The organism is Psychrobacter sp. AOP30-A2-5, from assembly GCF_052378115.1.
Taxonomy (GTDB): Bacteria; Pseudomonadota; Gammaproteobacteria; order Pseudomonadales; family Moraxellaceae; genus Psychrobacter.
The window spans coordinates 1-25288 of sequence record NZ_JBQSXK010000029.1 but is presented as its reverse complement, the minus strand read 5'-3'; the positions used below and the strand labels follow the sequence as shown (position 1 = coordinate 25288).

The 25288-nt window shown below is 42.9% G+C and carries 20 protein-coding genes; 11 read left to right on the top strand and 9 right to left on the bottom strand.

Annotation, left to right across the window (positions count from 1 at the left end; all coding sequences use genetic code 11):
* Positions 1 to 28: 28 nt before the first annotated feature.
* The gene (locus tag ACT3S4_RS13450; RefSeq protein ID WP_055124111.1) at positions 29 to 961 is read left to right on the top strand and encodes a DMT family transporter; all 933 of its coding nucleotides are present in this window, start codon (positions 29 to 31) and stop codon (positions 959 to 961) included.
* A gap of 133 nt (positions 962 to 1094) precedes the next feature.
* Here ACT3S4_RS13450 and ACT3S4_RS13445 read toward each other — a convergent pair whose 3' ends face one another.
* Positions 1095 to 2528: a solute carrier family 23 protein gene (locus ACT3S4_RS13445; RefSeq protein ID WP_227694089.1), complete on the bottom strand. Its 1434-nt coding sequence runs from the start codon at positions 2526 to 2528 to the stop codon at positions 1095 to 1097.
* 539 nt (positions 2529 to 3067) lie between these two features.
* Here ACT3S4_RS13445 and ACT3S4_RS13440 point away from each other — a divergent pair.
* Entirely contained in the window at positions 3068 to 4501 is a 1434-nt protein-coding gene (locus ACT3S4_RS13440) for an L-serine ammonia-lyase (protein WP_087815291.1), read from the top strand.
* A 141-nt stretch (positions 4502 to 4642) separates the two neighbouring features.
* Here ACT3S4_RS13440 and ACT3S4_RS13435 read toward each other — a convergent pair whose 3' ends face one another.
* From ACT3S4_RS13435 to xthA, 3 genes are all read right to left on the bottom strand, one after another.
* Positions 4643 to 5041, bottom strand: coding sequence for a DUF4377 domain-containing protein (locus tag ACT3S4_RS13435; protein ID WP_055124114.1), 399 nt, complete (start codon positions 5039 to 5041; stop codon positions 4643 to 4645).
* A 445-nt stretch (positions 5042 to 5486) separates the two neighbouring features.
* Entirely contained in the window at positions 5487 to 6710 is a 1224-nt protein-coding gene (gene argJ / locus ACT3S4_RS13430) for a bifunctional glutamate N-acetyltransferase/amino-acid acetyltransferase ArgJ (RefSeq protein WP_201553740.1), read from the bottom strand.
* Positions 6711 to 6835: 125 nt separating this feature from the next.
* Positions 6836 to 7660, bottom strand: a complete 825-nt coding sequence (gene xthA, locus ACT3S4_RS13425; RefSeq protein ID WP_201553739.1) for an exodeoxyribonuclease III — start codon at positions 7658 to 7660, stop codon at positions 6836 to 6838.
* A 221-nt stretch (positions 7661 to 7881) separates the two neighbouring features.
* Here xthA and ACT3S4_RS13420 point away from each other — a divergent pair, with 221 nt between their 5' ends.
* From ACT3S4_RS13420 to ACT3S4_RS13400, 5 genes are all read left to right on the top strand, one after another.
* Positions 7882 to 8472 (top strand): thioesterase family protein, encoded by a 591-nt coding sequence (locus ACT3S4_RS13420; protein WP_201539207.1) that lies wholly within the window; start codon positions 7882 to 7884, stop codon positions 8470 to 8472.
* A gap of 72 nt (positions 8473 to 8544) precedes the next feature.
* Positions 8545 to 9423 (top strand): ABC transporter ATP-binding protein, encoded by an 879-nt coding sequence (locus ACT3S4_RS13415; RefSeq protein WP_201553738.1) that lies wholly within the window; start codon positions 8545 to 8547, stop codon positions 9421 to 9423.
* 100 nt (positions 9424 to 9523) lie between these two features.
* Complete coding sequence (locus tag ACT3S4_RS13410) at positions 9524 to 10315, top strand: ABC transporter permease (RefSeq protein ID WP_201553737.1); 792 nt, start codon at positions 9524 to 9526, stop codon at positions 10313 to 10315.
* 553 nt (positions 10316 to 10868) lie between these two features.
* Entirely contained in the window at positions 10869 to 12566 is a 1698-nt protein-coding gene (locus ACT3S4_RS13405) for an AMP-binding protein (RefSeq protein WP_087815277.1), read from the top strand.
* 634 nt (positions 12567 to 13200) lie between these two features.
* Positions 13201 to 14901: an AMP-binding protein gene (locus ACT3S4_RS13400; protein ID WP_087815274.1), complete on the top strand. Its 1701-nt coding sequence runs from the start codon at positions 13201 to 13203 to the stop codon at positions 14899 to 14901.
* A 126-nt stretch (positions 14902 to 15027) separates the two neighbouring features.
* Here ACT3S4_RS13400 and ACT3S4_RS13395 read toward each other — a convergent pair whose 3' ends face one another.
* The 5 genes from ACT3S4_RS13395 to sohB all read right to left on the bottom strand — a co-directional run bounded on the left by ACT3S4_RS13395 (position 15028) and on the right by sohB (position 20839).
* Positions 15028 to 15897 (bottom strand): SDR family oxidoreductase, encoded by an 870-nt coding sequence (locus tag ACT3S4_RS13395; protein WP_087815272.1) that lies wholly within the window; start codon positions 15895 to 15897, stop codon positions 15028 to 15030.
* Between the two features lie 198 nt (positions 15898 to 16095).
* A complete protein-coding gene (locus ACT3S4_RS13390) occupies positions 16096 to 16857 on the bottom strand; it encodes a histidine phosphatase family protein (RefSeq protein ID WP_087815269.1) in 762 nt (253 codons plus the stop codon).
* A 68-nt stretch (positions 16858 to 16925) separates the two neighbouring features.
* On the bottom strand, positions 16926 to 18209 hold the full coding sequence (locus tag ACT3S4_RS13385) for a phosphotransferase family protein (protein WP_087815267.1): 1284 nt from the start codon (positions 18207 to 18209) through the stop codon (positions 16926 to 16928).
* A 153-nt stretch (positions 18210 to 18362) separates the two neighbouring features.
* Positions 18363 to 19613, bottom strand: coding sequence for an acyl-CoA dehydrogenase family protein (locus ACT3S4_RS13380; protein ID WP_201501632.1), 1251 nt, complete (start codon positions 19611 to 19613; stop codon positions 18363 to 18365).
* A 245-nt stretch (positions 19614 to 19858) separates the two neighbouring features.
* Positions 19859 to 20839: a protease SohB gene (gene sohB / locus ACT3S4_RS13375; protein ID WP_087815265.1), complete on the bottom strand. Its 981-nt coding sequence runs from the start codon at positions 20837 to 20839 to the stop codon at positions 19859 to 19861.
* Positions 20840 to 21207: 368 nt separating this feature from the next.
* On the opposite strand from sohB, the gene aspS reads away from it, so the two are divergent.
* The 4 genes from aspS to ACT3S4_RS13355 form a co-directional block, all read left to right on the top strand.
* Positions 21208 to 23034: an aspartate--tRNA ligase gene (gene aspS / locus ACT3S4_RS13370; protein ID WP_201581776.1), complete on the top strand. Its 1827-nt coding sequence runs from the start codon at positions 21208 to 21210 to the stop codon at positions 23032 to 23034.
* Positions 23035 to 23101: 67 nt separating this feature from the next.
* Entirely contained in the window at positions 23102 to 24061 is a 960-nt protein-coding gene (locus ACT3S4_RS13365) for a lysophospholipid acyltransferase family protein (protein ID WP_193011549.1), read from the top strand.
* Positions 24062 to 24434: 373 nt separating this feature from the next.
* Positions 24435 to 25151: a glycosyltransferase gene (locus ACT3S4_RS13360; RefSeq protein ID WP_374190038.1), complete on the top strand. Its 717-nt coding sequence runs from the start codon at positions 24435 to 24437 to the stop codon at positions 25149 to 25151.
* Positions 25152 to 25153: 2 nt separating this feature from the next.
* On the top strand, positions 25154 to 25288 hold a 135-nt coding region (locus ACT3S4_RS13355), incomplete at its 3' end, for a WlaTC/HtrL family glycosyltransferase (RefSeq protein ID WP_444761227.1).

The window sequence follows — 25288 nt, the reverse complement described above, 5'->3', positions numbered from 1 at the left end:
AATAATAATACGGATATAAGGACATTGTATGGCGATTGCTTCTTCACGCTCTGCCTCTACTGGGTTGGTCATTGGTTGTATTATCTTTGGTTTAGGTAGTTTGATTGTCGCTCACGTTGATATTGGCGGTTGGGCAATGGCATTTTGGCGCTTGGCTATTTCAGGTGTCGTATTCGCTGTATTGGCCAAAATCATGGGACAGCGTCTACCCCGCTCAAGGCGCGCTATTTTTTATGGTTTATTATCAGGTGTCTTTTTAGGCTTAGATCTGGCGCTCTGGCACGAGAGTATTTATGCGGTTGGTCCTGGCATCTCAACGTTACTGAATAGCCTACAGATTTTCTTTTTAGCCGCCATTGGGTTCTTATATTTTAACGAACGCCAATCTATATTGCAGCTTATCAGTTTATTTTTAGCCATGTTTGGTGTGGCCATGATAGGCAGTCCTGAGTTTGCGCATAACAGCGCCGCCACTTGGGGGTTCATCACTGGTATCGTCTCAGGGGCAATGCTAGCGGCATCGATGACCTTTATCCGTAAGACCCATGATACTGAACCCACACCCATATTTATGCTGATGCAGCTGATTAGTATCGGTGGTGTATTGGCGATGATTATTCCTATGTTTGTGTTTGATATGGGTCATATTTTGCCAAACACTTGGTCTGAAATTGGCTGGGTGCTTATCTACGGCACAGTGATGCAATGCTTGGCGTGGGGTTTAATTGCTTATTCCATTCCTAAGCTGTCTTTGGCGTTAACTGGGTTATTATTATTATCAGAACCGATTGCCGCATTGGTCATTGATTATAGCTGGCTGGACAAACCGATTAATAGCTTACAGTGGAGTGGTGCTCTGTTGACCATGTTTGCAATCTATTTGGGTTCACTGAAACCTAAGCCGCGCGCCCTACGACGTTATCGGTTTTTCTCAAAATTTTACAAGCGAGACTACAAGTAGCTTTTATTCTGCACTTGTTGCCACTCCATAAAAAGCGCCCATGCTATCGGTAGCATGGGCGCTTTTTATGGAATGAATATGTTGTTACCATCATTATCTGATAGGTATAAAACCTCAGCAGCATAAAAGCGGGTTACTTAGCCAATGATTGATGAGCGGCCTTCGCTTCAGATCCTTGATTAAATAACGCATTTAAGACAATCGCTGCCAAAGTCGCCGTACCGATACCGCCCAAATCAAAGCCGCCTAAATGCAAACTAAAGTTACCCGTACCCATAATAACGGTCACGGCTGCGATAATTAGGTTACTGTTTTTACTAAAGTCGATACGACTGTCTATCCAAATTTTGACCCCTGCAATAGCAATCAAACCAAACACCACGATGGACGCACCGCCCAATAAAGCGGCTGGTATCGTCTGAATTATGGCACCAAATTTTGGTGATAGCCCCAATAAAATAGCTACCACACCTGCCACGACAAATATTGTTGTGCTATATACCTTAGTCACCGCCATCACACCGATGTTTTCAGCATAAGTCGTCACACCAGTGCCACCAAATCCTGCTGAAAAAGTGGTTGCCAAACCATCAGCAAAAAATGCTCGACCCATATAAGGCGTGACACGAGCTTTGGTCATACCTTCAACAGCCTTAAAATGCCCTAAGTTTTCAGCCACCAAAATAAAGGCCACAGGCGCAATCAGAATAATAGCACTCATCTCAAAGCGAGGCGTATGGATACTAGGTAAGCCAAACCACGAAGCAGCTGCCACACTACTAAAGTCAATCGCTGCGCCAAAACCCATGACGTTGGTCATGATAAAATAGGCAAAATAGGATAATATTAAACCAACCAATAATAACAGACGACGCAGCATACCGCGTGTAAAAACAGCCACACCACTGATGAGTAATACGGTCAAGGTAGCCATCCAAGCATCAAACTGATTGGCAGACACCCCTTGAATGGTCACTGGCGCTAAGTTGAGACCAATAATCATCACGATAGCACCAGTAACGATAGGCGGCATCAAACGCTCAATCCAGCCAGTACCCGTTTTCATCACCAGCAGCCCAATTAACGCATAAATGATACCGCAAGCCATGATGCCGCCCAAAGCGACATTCAAATTACCATTGAACCCTGCGCCTGCATAAGCTGTCACAGCGATAACGGGACCAATGAAAGCAAAACTTGAGCCCAAATAGCTCGGCATGCGCCCACCAGTGATCATAAAGAACATCACCGTACAGATACCTGACATCAAAATGGCCAAGTTGGGATCAAAGCCCATTAACAGCGGCGCAAGCACGGTCGCACCAAACATCGCAAAAGTATGCTGTACACCTAATAGCACGCTTTTTGACGGTGGCAGATATTCATTGATACCGACTGGATCACGATCTAAATCGCCTTGATATGGACGCCATGTCGGAAACCAGCGTCCATTTTCAAAGTCTGGATTATACGGAGGACTGATCGCCGCAGCCTCTAATCCAGGTTCAGCAGATGGTGCTTGAGCGCTGTTTTCTAAAGGCGAGGAAGGGTCTTTTTGAGAGGGCATACACGCTTGTCCTATGTAAACTGGGCTAAAATAATAGACAACAGTAAATGAAAAATAAAAATTGAGTTAAATCAGGGCATCAATCGGCAAGAATATGTGGCTAGAAATTACGATAACGAGTAAAATCCGCATCTTTTCATTTATAATATGTCGCCCTGATTCATTCATTTATGTTGCAATATGGCAAACCAAAAGTATTATTTGGTATGATGACCATGTTTTGGTAGATGTATGTGGTCGGATATGTTTAACTAAAAAATGGTTATGGTCGCTTATGACTCAGTGTATTCTGCAGCGACAATAAACTTACAGGATGTTACATAGCCATTAGCTCCGAGCATGATAGCGGAGTTTCAAAACAAATAAAAGTTATTATTCAATCACCATTTTTCCTCTTTTGCGTTAATACTTCCATGGGCGGTGCTTCCTCTACACCTTTGTCGGTGCTATAAGCGAGAGCTGCCTGTTATATTCTCAATGAAAGTGCCTAAAGCAGCTATATAACATGTTAGTGCACTTAAAAAACTTGGTAAGTTATTATGATTAGTGTTTTTGATTTATTTAAAATTGGTATTGGCCCATCAAGCTCACACACGGTAGGACCCATGGTCGCCGCCAATCTTTTTTTGGGCTCATTAACCAAGCAAACAGAGCTGACGGCTATTACAGGCGTTGAAATTGAGCTTTATGGCTCTTTGGCAGCCACAGGCAAAGGGCATGCAACCGATACTGCTATATTGTTAGGGCTGCTTGGGCATGCTCCTAGTACGATCGATACCCGTTTGACCAGTCAATATTTGTCGCCGATTTTTTCAGACAAACAGCTCAATATAGCAGGCACGCATGTTATTGCCTTTGAGACAGAGCGCGATATTCACTGGTATGACGAAACCGTTTTGCCCTACCATCCTAATGCCTTGACTATCCGTGCATTATTGACCGACGGCAGTCATTATCAACAAACCTATTATTCGGTAGGTGGCGGCTTTGTTATCAATGAAGAAGATGCCACCAATCCGGATGAAGATAACGCCACACCGACCATTGACGCCATTCCTTACCCCTTTAATAGCGCCGCAGAATTGCTGGAGCAATGTCGTCAACACCACTTAAGCGTTAGTGAATTGGTATTAGCAAATGAATGTCATTACCGCAATCAATCAGAAGTTTTTGCTTATTTAGACTCTATTTGGGAGTCAATGCAGGACTGCGTGACGCGAGGCTGTCAAAACAGTGGCATATTGCCTGGAGGCTTGGATGTAAAGCGCCGTGCCCAAGCATTACATCTACAGCTGTGCGCCGAGAAAAACCAACCCATTACCAAAAATGACAAACTCGCTGCCATGGATTGGATTGATTTATATGCCTTAGCGGTCAATGAAGAAAATGCCAATGGCGGAAATGTCGTCACTGCCCCCACCAACGGTGCAGCAGGTATTATTCCTGCGGTGATGCATTACTATCGTGACTTTTTATCAAGCTATAGCCAAGATGGTGCACGCAAGTTTTTGTTAAATGCGACTGCTATTGGCAGTTTAATCAAACAAAATGCCTCCATCTCTGGCGCTGAAGTTGGTTGCCAAGGTGAAGTTGGTTCTGCTTGTGCCATGGCAGCTTCTGCCTTGGCAGAAATTTTAGGCGGTGATCCAGCTAAATGCCTTAATGCGGCCGAAATTGGTATCGAACATAACTTAGGTCTGACATGCGACCCTGTAGGCGGTCTAGTGCAAGTGCCTTGTATCGAGCGCAATGCCATGGGCGCCGTCAAAGCTGTCAATGCGGCGCGACTTGCTTGCCGTGGTAATGGACAGCACTTTGTCTCTTTAGATAAAGTGATTGAAACCATGAAAGTCACTGGTGCGGATATGCTAGATAAATACAAAGAAACCTCACGAGGCGGTCTTGCCGTTTATGCAGACAATCGCATCCCTACTGCCACTCATGGCGTCAGTGTAAAATATAGTCAGTGCTAACATAACGATTGTTTAATATAGCTTATCCTGACATCACATTCCCAAGTATTTGCTGAAATAAAAAAGACCCCTAATACAGAATTAGAGGTCTTTTTTATTTTGGTTAAATATGCTCGTTAACTAGACATACTCAATGATTCATTACTCAGCTGTTTTTGAAACCACTTCGTTTAGAATCCAAACTGGCTTAGCCATGTTAGTATTTTCATCCATCATTACTTCTTGGCGAACGTCTAGAACATAACGATAGTTTGGCTCATAAGTGAAGCCCTGAATATTGCCGTTTAAAGGTGTGTAGTTTTTCTGATAAGTCTGGCGATACTGTAGGCATTCTGCTTCAACCTTAGTACCCTCAGCTGTTGACAGCTCACAGACAGCTTTCAGTGGTGCTACTTCTATTTCAAAACTTGGAATGTTAACCACTTTAACATTCATAGGTTGCCCATCGACAACCATCGTACGTTCGTTATCCATACCCATGGTAGAGCAACCTGACAGGGCAAAGGCGGTCATTACTGCTGCAAGTACTAATTTTTTCATTATTAAATCCTCAGTTAATTGTTATAAATACATTATTGATGGTTTGAGATTATTATTTTGGACACATCATGCTGGTAAATATATTTTAAAAATATCAGTCAATTTTTGCGATGGGTGTAATACTACTGTCAATATTGAGCCGAGCAAGAATATTCGCTTCGTTTAGCTTTTTCACTTCATTTAGCTTTAGCGAATAAACCTATTACGTCTCAATAATGTCGTCTATTGTTCGTTTACTGAGACCAGTATAGAGCGCAACTCGTCTTCTGCTCTATAACTGCTTTGTAAAGTAACGTCAGCTTTTGCAACTGTTGTTAATCGCGCGTATTGAATAGTAGAGTAAATTGATACTGAGAAAAATTTACACATCAAAAAGCCAGAGTGATAGTCACTCTGGCTCAGTTATTCATTAAAAAGTATTTTACTTAGCTGACAGTGATAACCCTTAACTACGATAATCCGCATTAATTTTGACGTAGTCATAGGACAAATCACAAGTATAAACCGTATCGCTAGCATCGCCGCGAGCAAGATCGATATGAATGGTAATCTCAGGGCGACTCATGACGGTCTTACCTGCCGCTTCCGTATAACTAGGGGCGACACCACCATTCTGGCAAATCATGACTTCATCTAGATAAACATCCACTTGTTCCGTATCCAAGTCTTCGATACCAGCATAACCCACTGCCGCTAAGATACGACCCCAATTGGCATCGCTAGCGAAAAATGCGGTTTTGACCAACGGTGAATGCGCGACCGCATATGCCACATCGCAGCACTCTTGCGTTGTTTTGCCACCAGTGACGTTGACGGTCATAAACTTGGTAGCACCCTCGCCATCACGTACGATTAATTGCGCCAGACGGACAAACACCTCGGTCAAAGCCGAAAATATAGCCTGATAATGCGGATGTTCTGGACTATCAATGATATCTGAGCTGGCAGCACCCGTGGCGATCAACACACAGCAATCATTGGTTGAAGTGTCGCCATCGACAGTGATGCGGTTAAAAGACTGCTCATTAATGGCACTTAGCATCTCTTGTAATAGGTCAGCAGCGATATTGGCATCAGTTGCCACATAACCCAGCATGGTTGCCATATTAGGGCGTATCATGCCTGAGCCTTTCGACATACCCGTTATATGATAGCTAACACCCGCCACGTCGATTTTTTGGCTAGCGAGCTTCGGAATCGTATCTGTGGTGCGAATACCATTCGCCGCGGCAAGCCAATTATCAGCCCCCAAATTGGCAAGTGCATTATCTAAGCCCGCGATGACCGCATCGCTATTTAATGGCTCGCCAATGACACCAGTCGAGAATGGCAATATTGCATTACTATCCACGCCAGCCTTACTCGCCAGAGCGGCACAGATATCAACGGCGCGACGTTTGCCATCAGCACCCGTCCCAGCATTAGCATTACCTGTGTTAGTGACCAAATAACGCGGACTCATCTTGGCAAAATGCTCACGCAACACCCGTACAGGCGCAGCACAAAAGGTGTTTTTGGTGGTCACAACCGCAGTGGTCGCGGTATCAGCGATCTCAATCACTACTAAATCATCTCGGTCTTTATAGCGTACGCCTGCGGCAGTGGCGCTTAGCTTGATTCCTTCGATAGGATAAATAATATCAGGTACTGCAACATTTCCGACTGCCATGGTTTAATCCTTATTGTAAAATTTTATCATTATTTATAACAGATGATGCGGTAAATACTAAGATGCGTTGAGCGTTCACCATGACGCTACTGCTGGTGAAGTATCAAACGCGACCTATATAAATATTACCGTTTTTTTAAATCAAATGCCGACCAAATTGGCGCATGATCAGACGGTTTTTCCATCGCCCGTAGCTCATAACTAATCCCAGCATCAACACAGGCCTCAACAAGATCCGAGCTGCACAAAATATGATCGATACGCAAGCCACGTTTCGGCTCATCATTGAACCCACGGCTGCGATAATCAAACCAGCTATATAGCTCTGTGCTCTCTGGATAATGTAAGCGATAGGTATCTGTCAGCTCGCGTGACATCAGCGCCGCATACCACTCGCGTTCTTCTGGTAAAAACGAGGTCTTTCTATTTTTCAACCAGCGCTTAGCATTGACGTCGCCAATGCCAATATCAGTATCTTCTGGAGCAATATTCATATCACCCATGATTATGAGCGAGCGACCTTCTGCTTTTAGGGTATCGATATACGCCATTAAATCTGCATAATAAGCCCGCTTCATCGGAAATTTAGTCGGATGGTCTTGGCTCTCTCCTTGTGGAAAATAGCCATTAAGCACATCAATTTCACGACCGTCAAATTCATATCGTGCATGAATAAAACGCTTCTGTGCCTCGACCTCTTCACCAGGAAAACCCTTTTGCACAAATATAGGTGCAACCTTGGATAGTAGCGCCACACCATAATGGGCTTTTTGCCCAAAGTACTCTACGTGATAGCCCAGACTCTCTATGTTTTCTAGGGGGAATTGCTCATCATGTACTTTGGTTTCCTGTAGACCCATCACATCAGGATCGATCACTTCTCGCACGGCCTCAAGCTGATGTTGACGAGCGCGAATACCATTGATATTAAAACTGACAAAACGGGTCATAAATTATCCTATACTAATTGATGAAAATACGGTGCTAATATAAAGAAATGGGCCATGAAAATGCATAATCCACTATCATAACAGACGTCGACCGACCTAACTGTTGCGCGCCCTGATATCTTAAGCTAGAGTAGTTGTGGTTAATATGGCTACTATCAAATTTTGGCCATCGAATCATGAACATCGAACAATATTTATTAAAACAATGACCGAGCATCTTTATGATAAAAAATAACAGCAAAAATACAAACACAGTGGCAAGTGTAGACGGCGAATATACGCCATTGTTTACCAAAAATTATAATGTCTATATTAACCATACTGATGCAGGCGGTATAGTCTACCATGCCAATCATTTGGTGTTTTTTGAAAACTGCCGCCGTGATTGGTTTGGGGAACTGAATTTAAACGGGTATTTTTTGCAGACTGACGATGGAGAAATCCAGCATTTTGTTGTCAGTCAAGCAGACTTGCAATACAAAAGAGCTATTTTGTTAGATGAAGTCATCAGTGTGCGCATCGATAAAGTCGAGTTAAAACCTGCCAGCATTATCTTTTACCAGAGTATTTATCGTAACAGCCCAGACAGCCTTTCTTCTGATTATGCTAATAGCAATGCTAATGCTAGCAGCTTATTAAGTAGTGGCAAAATTGTCATTGCTTGTGTGCAAAACCAAGTCAAAACCAAACCGCTATCCAATAGTAAGGCAGATACTGCGGTTGCTAGTGCCACGCCCATGCGCCCTATTCGTGTTCCAAAGCATTTACGCGATGCCATTGAGCAAGCGATCCACGAGCAGTTGAATGCTTAGTGGTTGGATAATTAGTAGTTAGATACTTAATGATTGGATACTTAGTGGCTGAATAATTAGCGATAATGACTTATGCATCTCCATAATAACAAACCGATACTGATATTAGAGAATATTCAGGTACACAGTAAACGTACAGCCAGCATACCTGCCTATAATGAGAATAAGGTTGGCGATAAAAATATTAATGACAAAAATATGGAGGCCACAGAAGCCACAACATCTGCGCTATCTACCATTTGTCAAAGATGGATCGGCAAACTAAGACCAAACCCTGTCTCTCAGCCAATCATACCTGCACATCAACGATTATTAATCGATGGCGCCACAGGCAAGCTGTTAGCAGGTCAAGTAACCGTGTTGACAGGCGCTTCTGGCAGTGGTAAATCGGTATTATTACGGGTATTGGCTGGACTATTGCCCATGAGCGGTGGCAATGTTCGTTTGCGCTCTGATGACCAATCAACCAGTAGTGCTTATTATAGTATCCATGATACTGCACCGATACAGTGGCGCACGCACGTTGCCCTACTCGCCCAGCACCCACAATTATTAGAAGGCAGTGTGCTTGAGAACTTGCAAATGCCTTATCAGCTACAAGCGCATCAGCATCGCAGGTTTGATATCGACTGGCATATCGCACAGCTTGAGCAATTGCAACGCAGCGCTGACTTTTTGCAGCAAGAAATCTATCATCTATCGGGCGGCGAGCGGCAACTGGTCAACACGTTACGCCTCTTACAATTGAACCCACGGGTGTTATTACTAGATGAGCCTACCGCTGCCCTAGACAGTGACACATCAGCCCAGCTCGTCAATCTACTCATGAACTGGTTAGAGGCAGATAGTCAGCGTACACTACTGTGGGTAACTCACGATACAAAAGACATCATGCCATTAGCCGATCAGCATTGGCAGATGCAAGCAGGGGTATTAACTGAGATATTCTAACGTTGAGCTAAGCCTGTCATGTCACTCTTTAAAATGACTTTTTTTAACAAATTCGTATTAACGTCTATCTTATATTCGTCATTTTATATAGTGAGCCACTATGAGCGGTACAGATGACATACAAGTATTTTTAACTTACGGTGATATTGCGCTTGCCAGCAGCTTAATTATCATCGTTCTTATTATCTCTTGGCGGCTACGCTTACAGCTGACCAAAACGCTGTTAATCGCAGCTATCCGCACGGTACTCCAGCTTAGTTTTATTGGTTTGATATTGGCATGGATTTTTGCTCGTGAACAGTGGTATGAAGTCCTGTTAATTTTGACCATCATGACCTTGATTGCAGGCGCTGCTGCCAAAAATCGCGTCAAACGTAGCTATAAAGGTTTGTTAACTGACACTTTGCTGGCAGTAAGCGCTTCGGCTATATTAGTCACTGCGATAGCCATCATGATTATTTTAAAGGTACAGCCTTGGTACACACCGCAATTCGTTATTCCTATATTGGGGCTAATATTGGGCAATTCGCTCACCGCTATCTCATTGACCAGCAACCAGTTGATTGAATCCTTTCATGAGCAGCAAGGACGTATAGAGATGATGCTCAGCCTATCTGCTCGCCCATTTGAAGCAGTGCATGAACCAATACGCGCCGCCATTGTCAATGGCATGACTCCAACGCTGAACTCTATGCTAGTCGTCGGTATCGTTAGCTTGCCCGGAATGATGACGGGTCAAATATTGGCTGGCGCTGACCCCACTCAAGCGATTCGCTATCAGATACTCACTATGTTTTTGATATGTGTGAGCAGTACGCTCGGCTGTACGATCAGCGCTTTACTCATTTATCGACGCTTTTTTAATAAAAACAAGCAGCTGATATTACCTTAATAATTGAGCATAACTACATTCAGTTGGAGTGCTGACAAATCTCTAGTTGATATATTGATGTTGGCTATGATATTTTTTTTGCTTAACTCATTCATTTCTATACTTATTAAGCGGCGAATAGCGTATCTTAAGTGACAAACAGCGCATCTATCTAATCACGTGATGTTCCATAAAAATCATATTTTTCAGCTTTATTTATGCACTGCTCAGTATTTCATACTAGTATAGTATTTGATGATATTCATGCTACTGTATTGCTTAAATGTATCGTTATTTTCTGATACCTTAGTGTTAGATAACAGGTAGAGCTAATTTAAGAGCAAAAATGCTTTTACAATTAAGCGATCTGTTCGTTCAATTGACGTCATTATCCTTTAATAATGATTAAGTCGTTTTGTACGATAGTAATAAAACCTAGCAGCCAGTCAATAGATAAGGATATTATCACGCTCAGCGGCAAACGGTTTACGTCAGCGCTGATGTGTTTTATTGACACGGATATGACTGCTTTACGACAGAATTCACCCTATTTTAAACTTCAAGGACGCTGACTATGACGCCGAATAAACCTTGGCTTGCCCATTATCCTAATGGTGTACCAAAAACTATCAACCCCGATAGATATAGCAGCATCATGGAGCTGTACGAAGAATGTTTTGAGCGCTTTCGTCTGCACCCTATGAGTATCTGTATGGGCGTGACCCATACCTACGATGATGTTGATAAAGCTTCACTTGCTGTTGCTGCATGGTTGCAGGCGCAGGGGCTGCCTCAAGGCAGTGTAGTCGCACTCATGATGCCAAACGTGCCGCAATATCTGCCAACGATGATTGGTATTTTGCGAGCGGGCTACGTTTGTACTCCTGTTAACCCACTGTATACTGGTCGTGAATTACGCCATCAATTAAATGATTCTGGCGCTCAGGTTATTTTTGTGGTTGATAACTTTGCTCAAGCACTCGAACAAGTCATTGATGAGACCAATATTAAGCGTATTGTCCTATCAAAAATGGGCGACATGATGGGCTTAAAAGGTATCTTAGTGAATACCATCATTCGTCAGGTCAAACGCTTAGTGCCTAAGTACAAGTTAAATGACCCTAAGCACGAAGTGACCAAGTTTCCTGATGTACTGAAGAAAGGCAAAAGCCTTCCTTTCCACAAACCAAAAATGCAATTAGATCAAAAAGCATTTTTACAGTATACAGGTGGCACAACAGGACTATCTAAAGGGGCTATCTTAACGCAGCGTAATATCGTCGCCGCGGCGATGCAATCAGAAGCATGGACCAAACCGATTACGTCAGAGATTAATGAGGTCTATATCAATATGGTGATGGCGTTACCGCTCTATCATATTTTTGCCTTTATGCTCAGTCTACTCGGCATGCGCTCAGGCTACACCTTTATCTTGATACCTAATCCACGTGATATACCAGGATTTATTAAAACCTTATCAAAACAGCCGTTCCATATATTGCCAGCGGTTAATACCTTATTTAAAGGCCTACTTGATCATCCAAACTTTAAAGAGTTAGATTTTAGCTCACTACGTATCTCGCAAGCGGGTGGTATGGCAGCAACTGAGCAGACAGCTGCTCGCTGGTTAGAAGTCACTGGTTGCGCTATGATTGAGGGTTGGGGTATGACAGAAGGTGTCGCTGTAGGTACCGCTAACGTCATCACTGATCGCAAGTTTAACGGTACGATTGGCGTCCCTGTTCCTAGTGTCGATGTCATTGTCATCGATGATGAAGGCAATCGCGTTGGTGTAAACGAAGCTGGTGAGATGTGTGTAAAAGGTCCTAACGTAACCTCAGGCTATCTTAACAGAGACAGTAGTGATGACTTTACGGCAGATGGCTACTTTCGCACTGGCGATATCGTCAGCATGGATGAAAAAGGATACTTTAGATTATTAGACCGTAAAAAAGACATGATTTTGGTTTCCGGCTTCAATGTCTTCCCAAATGAGGTTGAATCAGTGATGCTAGATTGTGATGGTATTATTGATTGTGCGGTGATCGGCATTCCCGATGAGCATCAAGGTGAAGCGGTCAAAATTTATATCGTTCCTGCCGATAACAATGTCACCAAGGACGTCATTAAAGAATTTGCATTGGACAATATGACTGGCTATAAATGCCCGCGTCATATCGAATTTGTCAGTGAGTTGCCAAAGAGTAATGTGGGTAAAGTACTACGTCAAAAACTGCGTGAAAAGCATATGTCTGACAACCCACAATTGTAAATAAAGAAATCATTATCAAAAGCGTTTTACATCATATGTAGAGCGCTTTTTTTATGTGAATCTATCATTCTTATACAGAAAGTCATTGATTTGTAACTATAATGTTAATGCTTTTACATAACAACTTTTTCTACAAACTAGATGATTCGTATAATGATTCACAAATTTCCGAGGAAAGTGCCGTTCGCACCTTTCTAATAACCGCTTATCCTCTATACGGTTACAACATATATTTTTTGCTTTATCAAACTTAATTATAAACTATCAAGTTCTTGTATAAAAATAACAATATCAATTGTAGTTATGTTAATGTGTTGCCAAAATAAGTCACGCTATTTTTTATTAATGTGAGCCGATAGTCGTTCAATTCAGATCAGTTTATGAGCAAGTGGTGCTTTTCTTAGTAAGGATAATAGTAACCAGCTGTTTACTGTATTTAGACCACTGCTTTTTATAGTGAAATGAGCTTGTAGTTAAATAATTTATATAGAGGTCACCGTATTTTAGCAGTCTGTGAATCGATAGGATAGCACGCGACAATCCATTTCTCAAGGCGATGATTTATATTGTTGACAAGGATGTGACTACTCTTTTATAGAACCTTAACGTATCACAACATTTAAGGACGCTAAGTATGACAGTAGATAAGCCTTGGCTGGCGCAATATCCAGAAAACGTACCCAAGACCATTAATCCTGATCAATATGAGAGCCTCATAGAGCTGTATGAGGAATGTTTCAATCGTTTTCGTATGCATCCTATGACTATTTGTATGGGTGTCACTCATACTTATGGTGATGTGGATAAAGCCTCACTTGCCGTTGCTGCATGGTTACAAGCGCAAGGCATTCCTAAAGGCAGTGTCGTTGCACTCATGATGCCCAACGTGCCACAATATCTGCCAACGATGATTGGTATTTTGCGGGCGGGCTACGTTTGTACCCCAGTTAACCCACTGTATACCGGTCGTGAGCTGCGCCATCAGTTGAACGACTCGGGTGCTCAAGTTATTTTTGTGGTTGATAACTTTGCTCAAGCACTCGAACAAGTCATTGAAGAAACCGACATCAAACGTATTGTCCTCTCGAAAATGGGCGATATGATGGGGCTAAAGGGTATTTTGGTTAATACGGTTATCCGTCAGGTCAAACGCTTAGTGCCTAAATATAACCTGAATGACCCTAAATACGATGTGACCAAGTTTCCTGATGTGCTGAAAAAAGGCAAAAACTTGCCTATCCAAGCACCAAAAACCACACTGCAACAAAAAGCAATTTTGCAATATACCGGTGGAACGACTGGTTTGTCGAAAGGCGCTGTTTTGACTCAGCGTAACGTCGTCGCCGCTGCGATGCAGTCAGAAGCTTGGTACCGCCCTATCACCTCAGATATTAATGAGGTCTATATCAATATGGTCATGGCGTTACCGCTGTATCATATTTTTGCCTTTATGCTGACCCTGTTAGGCATGCGCTCAGGTTACACCTTTATCTTGATTCCTAACCCACGCGATATGCCAGGCTTTGTTAAAACGCTGTCAAAACAGCCGTTCCATATATTGCCAGCGGTGAATACTTTGTTTAAAGGCTTACTTGATCAACCAACCTTTAAAGACTTGGACTTTAGCTCACTGCGCATCTCACAAGCAGGTGGTATGGCAGCAACTGAACAAACAGCTGCTCGCTGGTTAGAAGTCACTGGTTGCCCAATGGTCGAAGGTTGGGGTATGACTGAAGGGGTTGCAGCTGGTACCGCTAACGTCATCACTGATCGCAAGTTTAACGGTACGATTGGTATACCAGTCCCTAGCGTAGATATCATTGTCGTTGATGATGAAGGTAATCGTGTCGGCTTACATCAAGCTGGCGAGATGTGCATTAAAGGCCCAAACATCACTTCAGGCTATTTTAATAAAGACAATAGCAATGACTTTACCAGCGATGGTTACTTCCGTACTGGCGATATCATCAGTATGGATGAACGGGGCTATATCACTTTACTTGATCGCAAAAAAGATATGATTTTGGTTTCAGGCTTTAACGTTTTCCCAAATGAAATCGAGTCAGTCATGCTAGATTATAAAGGCATCATTGATTGTGCGGTGATCGGTATTCCTGATGACCACCAAGGCGAAGCAGTCAAAATTTATATCGTCCCTGCTGATAACAATGTTACCAAGAGTGATATTAAAGAATTTGCTTTGGACAATTTGACTGGCTATAAATGCCCACGTCATATCGAATTCGTCAGTGAGTTGCCAAAGAGTAATGTGGGTAAAATATTGCGTCAAAAGCTACGTGAAAAGCATATGTCGGATAATCCTCAAACCCTGTAGTGCATAGATTTTATATTTTTAAAAAGAAGACAATAAAAAACCCTCAACTTTAATGCTGAGGGTTTTTTATTGTCTTCTTTTTGACTTCATTGCTGTTGATACCAAAGCAATGAAGTCAAATAGTTACTAATTGACTTTATTGACCACTTGCAATGGCAAATGCTTCATTGCTTGACCGACAATAGACCACGGTAGACTTGGTACACAAGCTTCATCGACTCCAGCCTCAATCGCTGCAACGATGGATTTGGTGCCCGTATCTGCATCCACTTCAAACGGTAGTGGTTTGGCATTTTCATTAATTTCAGTACGGATATAACCCGGATAAATGGTCGAGACTTTAATAGGCAATTTGGTTAATAACATATCAGCACGAATGCCTTCTGCCAGATGAGCCAGACCTGCCTTACTTGCGCCATAAGCGGTCAAATGCTTAGGCAGTCCACGCATTGCTGACATGCTTGATATCACCACCAGATGACCGCTGTTTTGTGCGCGGAATATATTCATCGCCGCTTCACATTGCGCGAGCGCAGAGACAAAGTTAATTTCAACGGTGCGGCGGTTGGTATCGAAGCGCCCTTTACCAATACGGCGACTATCCCCGACGCCCGCATTGACCACCACACGATCGATATGACCAAAGTCAGTTGCGAACGCACCAAATACATCGAATATGGCATCATAGTCGCTGACATCTAATGCTCGATATTCAACACGAATATCAGGATACGCTGCCATTAACTCTGATTGTAGACTTTCTAGACGATCGGTACGACGCGCGCAAATCGCCAAATTATAGCCAAGCTTAGCAAATAATCTTGCCATACCTTCGCCCAGTCCTGAGCTGGCACCCGTGATTAATACTGTTTTACCACGACCAATCTGCTGCTTATTTAAACCTTTTAGGTATCGTGCGGGCACAATCGCGCTAAATAGCTGATTTTTACTTTGTTTAGCGCTTTTGGTGACTAAATTGATCAATTTATTTTGCATAGAACGTCCTGTTTACATCCATATTATATGAAGTTGACAGTCTATAATATCGCAAATTGATAAGTGCGGCTTGTCTGTTATAAAAATACACAAAAAGTACTCAACAATTATCATAGCCGATTTTAATAACATAAAAATCGGCTACGTGTTTAGAGTAGCCATTTTATCCTGATGTCCCACCAGCCATCACATGCTATGTTATCGCCACGTCACGAAGCGTTTGCCATCAGCAAATAAGTGACTGTATTCATTTAAAGACAATAGCCGTGTACTCTGCGCTTTTAAAGTAATAGACGTTACGCCCGTATTAACCAAGCTTTTATTAATTTGATACGCAGTCTGACTGCCTTGCTGCAATAACTGCGCGGTAATAGCCGCAATAATGCCGCCCGAAGTAAACACCAGCACCGTACTATCACGCTCTAAATTCAGATTAGCCACTTGCAAACGCACTTGCTCAAGCGCTTGTTTTGCCCGCTCATTAAATTGTGACCAGCTCTCAATATAATCACCGTCATTCTCACCTGCATGCCAGCGCTGCATTGCGGCATCAAACAACTCCGCTAAACGCATAGACGGCACTTCTGCTTGCGCAATCTCAGCCGCAATAGCACCTTTACTCATAAAAGCAGGATTAGACTTTATCAACACGTCCTTATGATTAAATTCATCAAATTGTGGCAGTACATAGCTATCCGGTGCTGCACTCATATCGATCGCAGGCTTACTAGAGATATTACTATCGCTATCAAAAAATGACTGATAACGCTGCCAAAAATGATGTGCAGAGTCTTGCTGCCTAACCAAACTACCAGTAAAAATCGCATCAATTCGACGCTGAGTCGTCGCGTAATGCTGACCTAGCATCTGCGCTTGCTTGCCACCCAGCTCTGAGAGTTGATCGTAATTCTCTTGTCCAAATGACGCTTGACCATGACGGGCCAAAAGTATGGTTGTCATAAAATATTGCCTTATTAATCGCACTCTTATAATTTTTAAAAGCCCTAGATTTTCAATTTTTAATTTGCTTACTCTTCAGCTTTAGGTGCGCTTTGTCCAAAATAGCTCTTTGGCAAAATACCTTTAATAACAGCCTGTATAGGACTTGGCAACTGCTCAATCGTCGCAGCATCAACACCTATATCTTGCAAATGCGGCTGTACTCGGCTAGTAAACAAAATCTCACCTTCATATTGAGCAATTAGTTTAAGACATTTGGCATGTAATACGTGCACAATAATCCAGAAATTTTTAAAGGCGGGATTGGTCGTTTGTTTATGATAGTAGCGATAATAAATTTGCTGAACGATACCCGCTAGACGGAACAGACCAAACACTTCATAAAATGTCCAGTTGTCTATCTTTAGACCTGTCTGCTCAAGATAATAAGCAACCACCTCATCGCGAGTCATCATGCCTTTTAAATGGGTGGGCTGACGGCGTGACTGCTGCATAATGATGTTGTCATCTTCTTCAATCCAATACGCCAATGCGCTGCCCAAATCCATCAAAGGATCGCCCAAGGTCGCCATTTCCCAATCAAGTACGCCGATCACCTTGGTCGGATCTGCTGCATCCAAAATCACATTATCAAAGCGCCAATCGTTATGAATGAGGCAAGTCTTACTGTCAGCAGGCGTATGTTTACCAAGCCATTGTCTTACCAAGGCAAAGCTTGGCACATTGGGCGTTTTGGCTTTGACATAACGCTTGTCCCAACCTGTCACTTGGCGCTCACAGTAACCTTCACCGCGTCCAAGATTGACCAAATCAGGATGCGCTTTATAATCGACTTGATGCAATTCAATCAAAGCGTCGATGACATTGGTACATAATGCACGCGTTTGCTCTTCATTTAAATCGATGCCTTTTGGCAAATTGGCACGAGGAATGATACCTTCCATACGCTCCATGACATAAAAGTCTGCACCGATGACGGACTCATCCGTACATAACGCGACCATTTTAGGTACATAAGGATAAGCATCTTTTAAGGATTTTTGAACCGTATATTCGCGCACCATGTCGTGTGCTGATTTGGCTTTAGTGCCTTTTGGTGGACGGCGTAAAATTAAATCTTGGCTTTTACTTTTACCTTCGCCTTCATATTGCAAACGATAGGTCCAGTTTGATGCACCACCTGAAAATTGAGTAACGGTAGGCTCGCCTTCTATATCGACGCCTTGAGCACGTAGCCATGAGCTGACCGCTTTGGCATCAAGCTCTTCGCCCTCACGAACCTCGCCGCCTTTATCTAAGATTTTATTAGCTACTTCTTTGACGGTAGTGCTGCTTTGATTAGCAGTTGCCATATGACATTCCTTATCGTGTGGTCAATTATGTTTTATCAGTGAGTATAGGGATGAAAATTCACTATTAACGGCGTAATAGTGACTTTCAATGAGAAATTAAGTTAAGCAGATGGTTATTTAAATCAATCTCTATAAGTTTATGAATAAATAAACTTAGGATTTACCAGATTTAGAAGGACGAATAAAACCCTGACGCTTTAATTCTAACTTAGCAATCATGGTTTTATGCACTTCATCAGGACCATCAGCTAAGCGCAGCGCTCGAGCTTGGGCAAAGAATGCAGGCAACATGGTATCTTGGCAAACGCCCATACCACCGTGAATCTGAATCGCCATATCAACCACTTCTTGTAGCACGGTTGGCGCAACCACTTTAATAGCAGAGATTTCAGTCAATGCTGCTTTTGTGCCTTGCGCGTCCATTTTTTGCGCTGCATATAGTGTCAATAAACGCGCTTGGTCAATCTTAATACGCGCCTCAGCGATACGCTCAAAATTACCACCCAGTTGTAATAATGGCTTACCAAAAGCCGTACGCTCCATGCCGCGCTTAACAGCCAGCTCTAGCGACTTTTCGGCAGCGCCAATACAGCGCATGCAATGGTGGATACGACCTGGTCCTAAGCGACCTTGCGCAATCTCAAAGCCCATACCCGCTCCACCAATAAAGTGACTGACTGGCACACGTACATTATCAAAGCTGACTTCACCATGGCCGTGCGGCGCATCATAATCGCCAAAGACTTTGAGCATACGCTCGATGTTGACACCCGCTGTCTTTGCTGGGACCAATACCATCGAATGCTGATGATGACGGTCTTTATTCTCATCAGGCGTGTACGCCATCACAATCAAAATATCGACCGCAGGGTCACCCAGACCCGATGACCACCATTTACTGCCATTGATAATAATCTCATCGCCATCAACCACAGCTGTCGCTTGCATATTGGTCGCATCACTGGAGGCGACATCAGGCTCAGTCATACAAAATACCGAACGCGTTCTACCTTCTAAGATTGGCGTTAGCCATTTGTCTTGCTGCTCCTCTGAACCATAGCGCCATAAAAGCTCCATATTGCCGCTATCAGGGGCATTACAGTTAAAGACATAAGGCGCTAATAAACTGCGTCCAGTGAGCTCGGCAATCGGTGCATAATCGGTCACCGACAGCCCTGCCCCTAGCGTGTCATCTGGCAAAAACAAATTCCATAGACCGGCTTCGCGTGCTTGTTTACGCAAACTCTCGTATTTTTCTGGCCATTGCCAATTTTTCCAATTACCGTCTGGGTTTTGCGCATGACAATCCGCCCAAAACTGTGCTTCTATTGGTTCAATATGAGTTTCGATAAATGCTTTGACTTTGGCGTGCATGGTTTGACCATGTTCGGTGGCGGTAAACATCAATGTATTTTCAGACATAGCTGGCATCCTTTTCCTTGCTGATGGTTAATTATTTTCATCACGTTCACATAAAGCTTTTATAAAAAGCCCAATATTAATTTTATAGTGTACGTGCGTATACTCTGTTCTGTATGCCACATTTATAACACAGCATTTATGAATAAACAGCAAAAAGGCGCGACCCGCTAGGACACGCCTTTTACAAAATACAAACAATGCATCTATTTAGAGTGGAAAATTGAAAACTACTTTAGGATATTTAAACGGCTATTAAAATCAAAGCGTGCTAGCGCATCTGGTAGTTTATCAATCGCCATATTCACGGTGGCCTCTGCCGCTTGTGACAATCCCAACTTTTCGGCCAGCGTTGGCTTTTGACGTGAATGCAGCGCATAGACTTCATTGTCTTCCATACGCTCTAAAATATAGCTGTCTGAGGTTTGCAGACTGTCAATTAAATTCAATTTTAGTGCATCTTCGCCATACCAATGCTCGCCTGTTGCCACTTTCGCGACCTCCAATGCCGGACGATACGTGTTCACGAAATGTTTGAACAATTCGTGCGTTTGCTCAAGCTCTTCTTGGTATTTGGCACGGTCGTCAGCATCATTTTCACCAAACATAGTGACAGTACGTTTATAGTCACCAGCGGTAAACATCTCATAATCGACGTCATGATTTTTTAGCCATTTATGAAAGTTTGGTAACTGTGATACCACACCGATTGAGCCAATAATGGCAAAGGGCGCAGCCACTACGTTATCTGCCACACAAGCCATCATATAACCGCCACTGGCCGCGACTTTATCGACACAAACTGTCAATTTTAAACCAGCCTCTTTTAGACGTGCCAATTGCGCTGCTGCCAAACCATAACCATGAACCAAGCCGCCGCCTGATTCAAGACGTACCACGACTTCATCACCTTTATTTGCGCTGCTGATCAATGTGCTGATTTCTTCGCGTAAATGTTTAACTGCCGTGGCTTTGATATCACCGTCAAAGTCGAGAACGAAAACTTGTGATTTATTATCACTGTTTTTTTTCTTATTTTTGCTTTTTGCCTTCAATGCTTGCTTGGCTTTTTTAGCCATTACTTTTTTGAATTGCTTAAGCGCGGCTTTACCTTGAGTTGCCTCCATTAAGTCTTCACGGCGTTGTTCTTGGCTTTTATTTAGATGAACAACTTGTAGCTCAACAGGGTTCTTAGCAGGGTGAAAAAGCATGAGTAGCATTCCTTACATGATTAGAATAATTTTAATAAGATTTTATAAGTGAGCCTGATATGTGCACAGTGGCTGATATTTTCAAGCAAAATGACAATATTTAACCCAATGCAAATGTTACTGAATAAATACGCCCATTACTGATACTTTCCTACCCTTTGATTGGACGCCACTGGTTGTATAACAAGGGCAGATTAGGCATAATATGCGTTTACACCAAATTTTCTGTAGCCAACGTGATGACCATTTGTCTTAATCGCGGTGTTTGTGCGTTTTTAGCGGATAGCTTGAATCGTACAGCAATGGCTGCATTATTGTATTTCGAATTGGGCTGACAACTGGATAATTATATTATGACGCAAAGCACTATGACGCATAGCGAATATCGAGACGAATATTGCGGAGCCGTAACCGAAAGCTTCATCGATCAAACCATCAGTATCGTAGGCTGGGTACATCGTCGTCGCGATCACGGTGGCGTGATTTTTTTAGACATGCGTGACCGCGCTGGTATCTTGCAGGTCGTCGTTGACCCTGATACACCAGAAGCCTTTGCTACTGCTGATGCGGTACGTCCTGAATATGTGCTAAAAATCACTGGTCGCGTACGTCAACGCTACGCGGGTACTGAAAACAATAATATGACCAGTGGTCAGATTGAGCTGTTGGGCAAAGAAATTGAAGTATTGGCGAAATCTGAAACACCGCCTTTCCCATTAAATGATGAGAAAACCACGGTATCAGAAGACTTGCGTTTAAAATATCGCTATCTTGATATGCGTCGTCCGCAAATGCAAGAGCGTATGGTTTTCCGTGCTAAAGCCACGTCAGCCATTCGTCGTTACTTAGATGACCATGGTTTCTTAGACGTTGAAACCCCTATCTTGACTCGTGCGACACCAGAAGGCGCGCGCGATTATCTTGTGCCATCACGCACACGCCCAGGTAACTTCTTTGCTTTGCCGCAGTCACCACAGCTGTTTAAACAGTTGTTAATGGTGTCAGGATTTGATCGTTATTATCAAATCGCTAAGTGTTTCCGTGACGAAGACTTACGTGCTGACCGTCAGCCTGAATTTACCCAAGTCGATATTGAGACTTCTTTCTTAAATGAAGAAGAAATCATGAACATCAACGAAGGTTTGATTAAGCATTTATTCAAAACCATGATGGATGTTGAGTTTGAGCAATTCCCACGCATGACTTACGCAGAAGCTATGCGTGACTATGCCTCAGACAAGCCTGACTTACGTATTCCATTAAAGCTCATCGACGTTGCTGATTTAATGAAAGACGTTGATTTTAAAGTATTTGCCGGTCCTGCTAACGATCCTAAAGGTCGCGTTGCTGCGCTACGTATCCCTGGTGGTGCTTCATTAAGCCGTAAGCAAATCGATGCTTATACCAAATTCGTTAGCATTTACGGTGCACGTGGTTTGGCGTATATCAAAGTTAACGATGCGAGCAATATCAACAACGGCGTTGACCAAGAATCTGGTCTTCAGTCTCCTATCATCAAAAATATGACCGATGACGTATTGGTAAGCTTGATTGAGCGTACTGGTGCAGAAAGCAACGATATTATATTCTTTGGTGCGGATAAAGCCAGTGTCGTCAATGACGCAATCGGCGCACTACGCCAAAAAATTGGTCTAGACCTTGAGATGACTACTTGTCAGTGGGCACCACTTTGGGTCACTGATTTCCCAATGTTTGAGCAAACGGACGATGGTCGTTGGACGTCAATGCATCACCCGTTTACTAAACCTAAAGGTTCTGTTGATGAATTGAAAAACAACCCAGAATCTGCCCTCTCTATCGCTTATGATATGGTATTGAACGGTACAGAAGTTGGCGGTGGTAGCTTACGTATCAATACCTACGACATGCAGCAAGCGGTACTTGAAGCATTAGGTATCGGCGAGCAAGAAGCTGAAGACAAGTTTGGTTTCTTACTTGATGCGTTAAGATTCGGTGCGCCGCCACATGGTGGCTTGGCCTTTGGTTTGGATCGTCTGATTATGCTTATGGTAGGCGCTGACTCTATCCGTGATGTTATCGCTTTCCCAAAAACTAAAACTGCTGAATGTCCACTAACTCAAGCACCTGCTGAAGTCGATAGCAAGCAGCTACGTGATCTTGGTATCCGTGTGCGCGAAAAAGCACAGGCTGACACCAACAAACCTGCGCAATAAATGGTCTAACGATGTCCGGATTTTTTTTTCAGTACTTATTACGTGATTCATCACTATGTGAATGGTTATGAATCCGTATTACATTTTTAAAATCGTGCCATTGTCTGTTTTGCAGATACTGGCACGTTTTGTTGCGTGGGTGATTATTAAGATACCCAATTTGAGTATCATGCGTACAGTCAGTATCAATATGACGTTAATTGCGCCTAAGCTGACTGATGTGCAAAAACAAGTAGTAACCAAAGAGATTATTTATCACCAGTGTTTGACCAGTATTGAATCGATCAAAAGCTGGGCCATGCCACCTGAGTGGAGTATTGCTCAGATTCGCGACGTTCATAATAAAGAAATTTTATTAGAAGGACTTGCGAGTGCCAACGGCATGCTCGCTATCGTGCCGCATCTCGGTACATGGGAGATGATGAACGCTTGGCTCAATCAATTTGGTTCCCCAACCATTATGTACAAACCTGTTAAAGGTGACATTACCAACAACTTTGTGCTACAAGGGCGTTCAAGGCTTAATGCGACCTTAGTGCCAACCGATGGTAGCGGTGTCAAAGCCATATTTAAAACACTTAAACAAGGTGGCTTTAGTATCGTCTTACCCGATCATGTTCCCGACCCTTCGGGCGGCGTGGTTGTGCCCTTTTTTGGTATTAAAACGCTAACCAGTACGCTTGCTTCTAAACTTGCTAGTAAAACCAGATGTGCCTTGGTCGGCTTATCTTGTATTCGCCGTGACGATGGTCGTGGATTTGACATCTATTGTTATAAGCTCGATGATCCAGCACTTTATGATCGTCATGCCGAGACCGCCGCTTATGCACTTAACCAAGCCATGCAACAGATGATTGAAGAAAAATGTAGTCACTATATGTGGGGCTATCGACGTTTCAAACACATTCCCACATTAGGAAATCCTTACAACGTTGATGAAGAAACTTTGGCCAAATTCATTCTTGACAACAAGCGGGCTGATCAAAACGTTCATGATACAACCACGCGCGCTGACAATGAGCAATAACCTTACAATTAGCCAAACGTTTAGAGATATCGTGAATCCTAGCTGTGATAGTATTGGCTGACTTTTGTACCTTTAAACGTTACTAAGGCGTGTTCTCATTTCAATCGATCGTCCTATAAATGGATTAAAGATGGCTAAATTTTGCCAAACAGCGTCAAATAGTCAGTCAATAGCTCAATATTGTCTGCGCTATTTTCTTGTTTGGCGACAATTTATCTCATTTTCATCACTATGTTAAAAATGAGAACACGCCCTAAATATTTTTTATTTATATTAATATGAGTGCATTATGGCAACTGACGTAACCAATACTTCATCGACAGACCACACGCATGCACGCAGTAGCACTGCTGAGCAGCGTTATGTTATCTGTATGAAATGGGGTGACAAATACGGCGCTGAGTACGTCAACCGTCTTTATAATATGGTCAGTCGCCATTTGACTTTAGACTTCCAAATGATCTGCCTCACTGATGATAGCAGCGGTATCGACCCTGCTGTGACTTGCCACCCTATTCCAGAGATGGATTTGCCTACTGGACCTGAGCGTGGTTGGAAAAAACTCACGACTTTCAAACCTGAACTATATGGTCTTAAAGGTGTGGCTTTATTTTTAGATATCGACATTGTTATTGTTGATAACATAGACGCCTTTTTTACCTATCAAGCTCAGCACAAAGACAGCGTGGTGATTATCCGTGATTGGAAAAAACCGTGGCGAATGATTGGTAATAGCTCTGTTTATCGTTTCAATATTGGCATGAACACTTATCCTGATTTGCTCGCAAATTTTGAGCGTAACTTTGCCACCATTCGTACCCAAGTGCGCCATGAGCAGGCTTATCTGTCTAACTATTTACGTGAGCATCATCATTTAGAGTATTGGGATAAAACATGGTGTGTCAGCTTCAAGTACCAATGCATCGCCCCTATTCCCTTTAACTTTGTGCGTGCGCCTACTCTGCCGGATGGCGCAAAGATTGTCATCTTTCATGGTGAGATTAATCCGCCAGATGCCATCAATGGTAGCGGCGGCAAGTGGTATCGTCATGTTAAGCCAAGCCCTTGGCTAAAAGATTATTGGCGGTAGTAATGGATAATTCAATATCAACAACTGAAAAGTCAATCACAATTGTTACTGCCTATTTTGATATTGGTAGAGGTGATTGGTCCACTGAAAAAGGACACCCCTCTCATCTACTTAGGGATAATCAAACATACCTATCA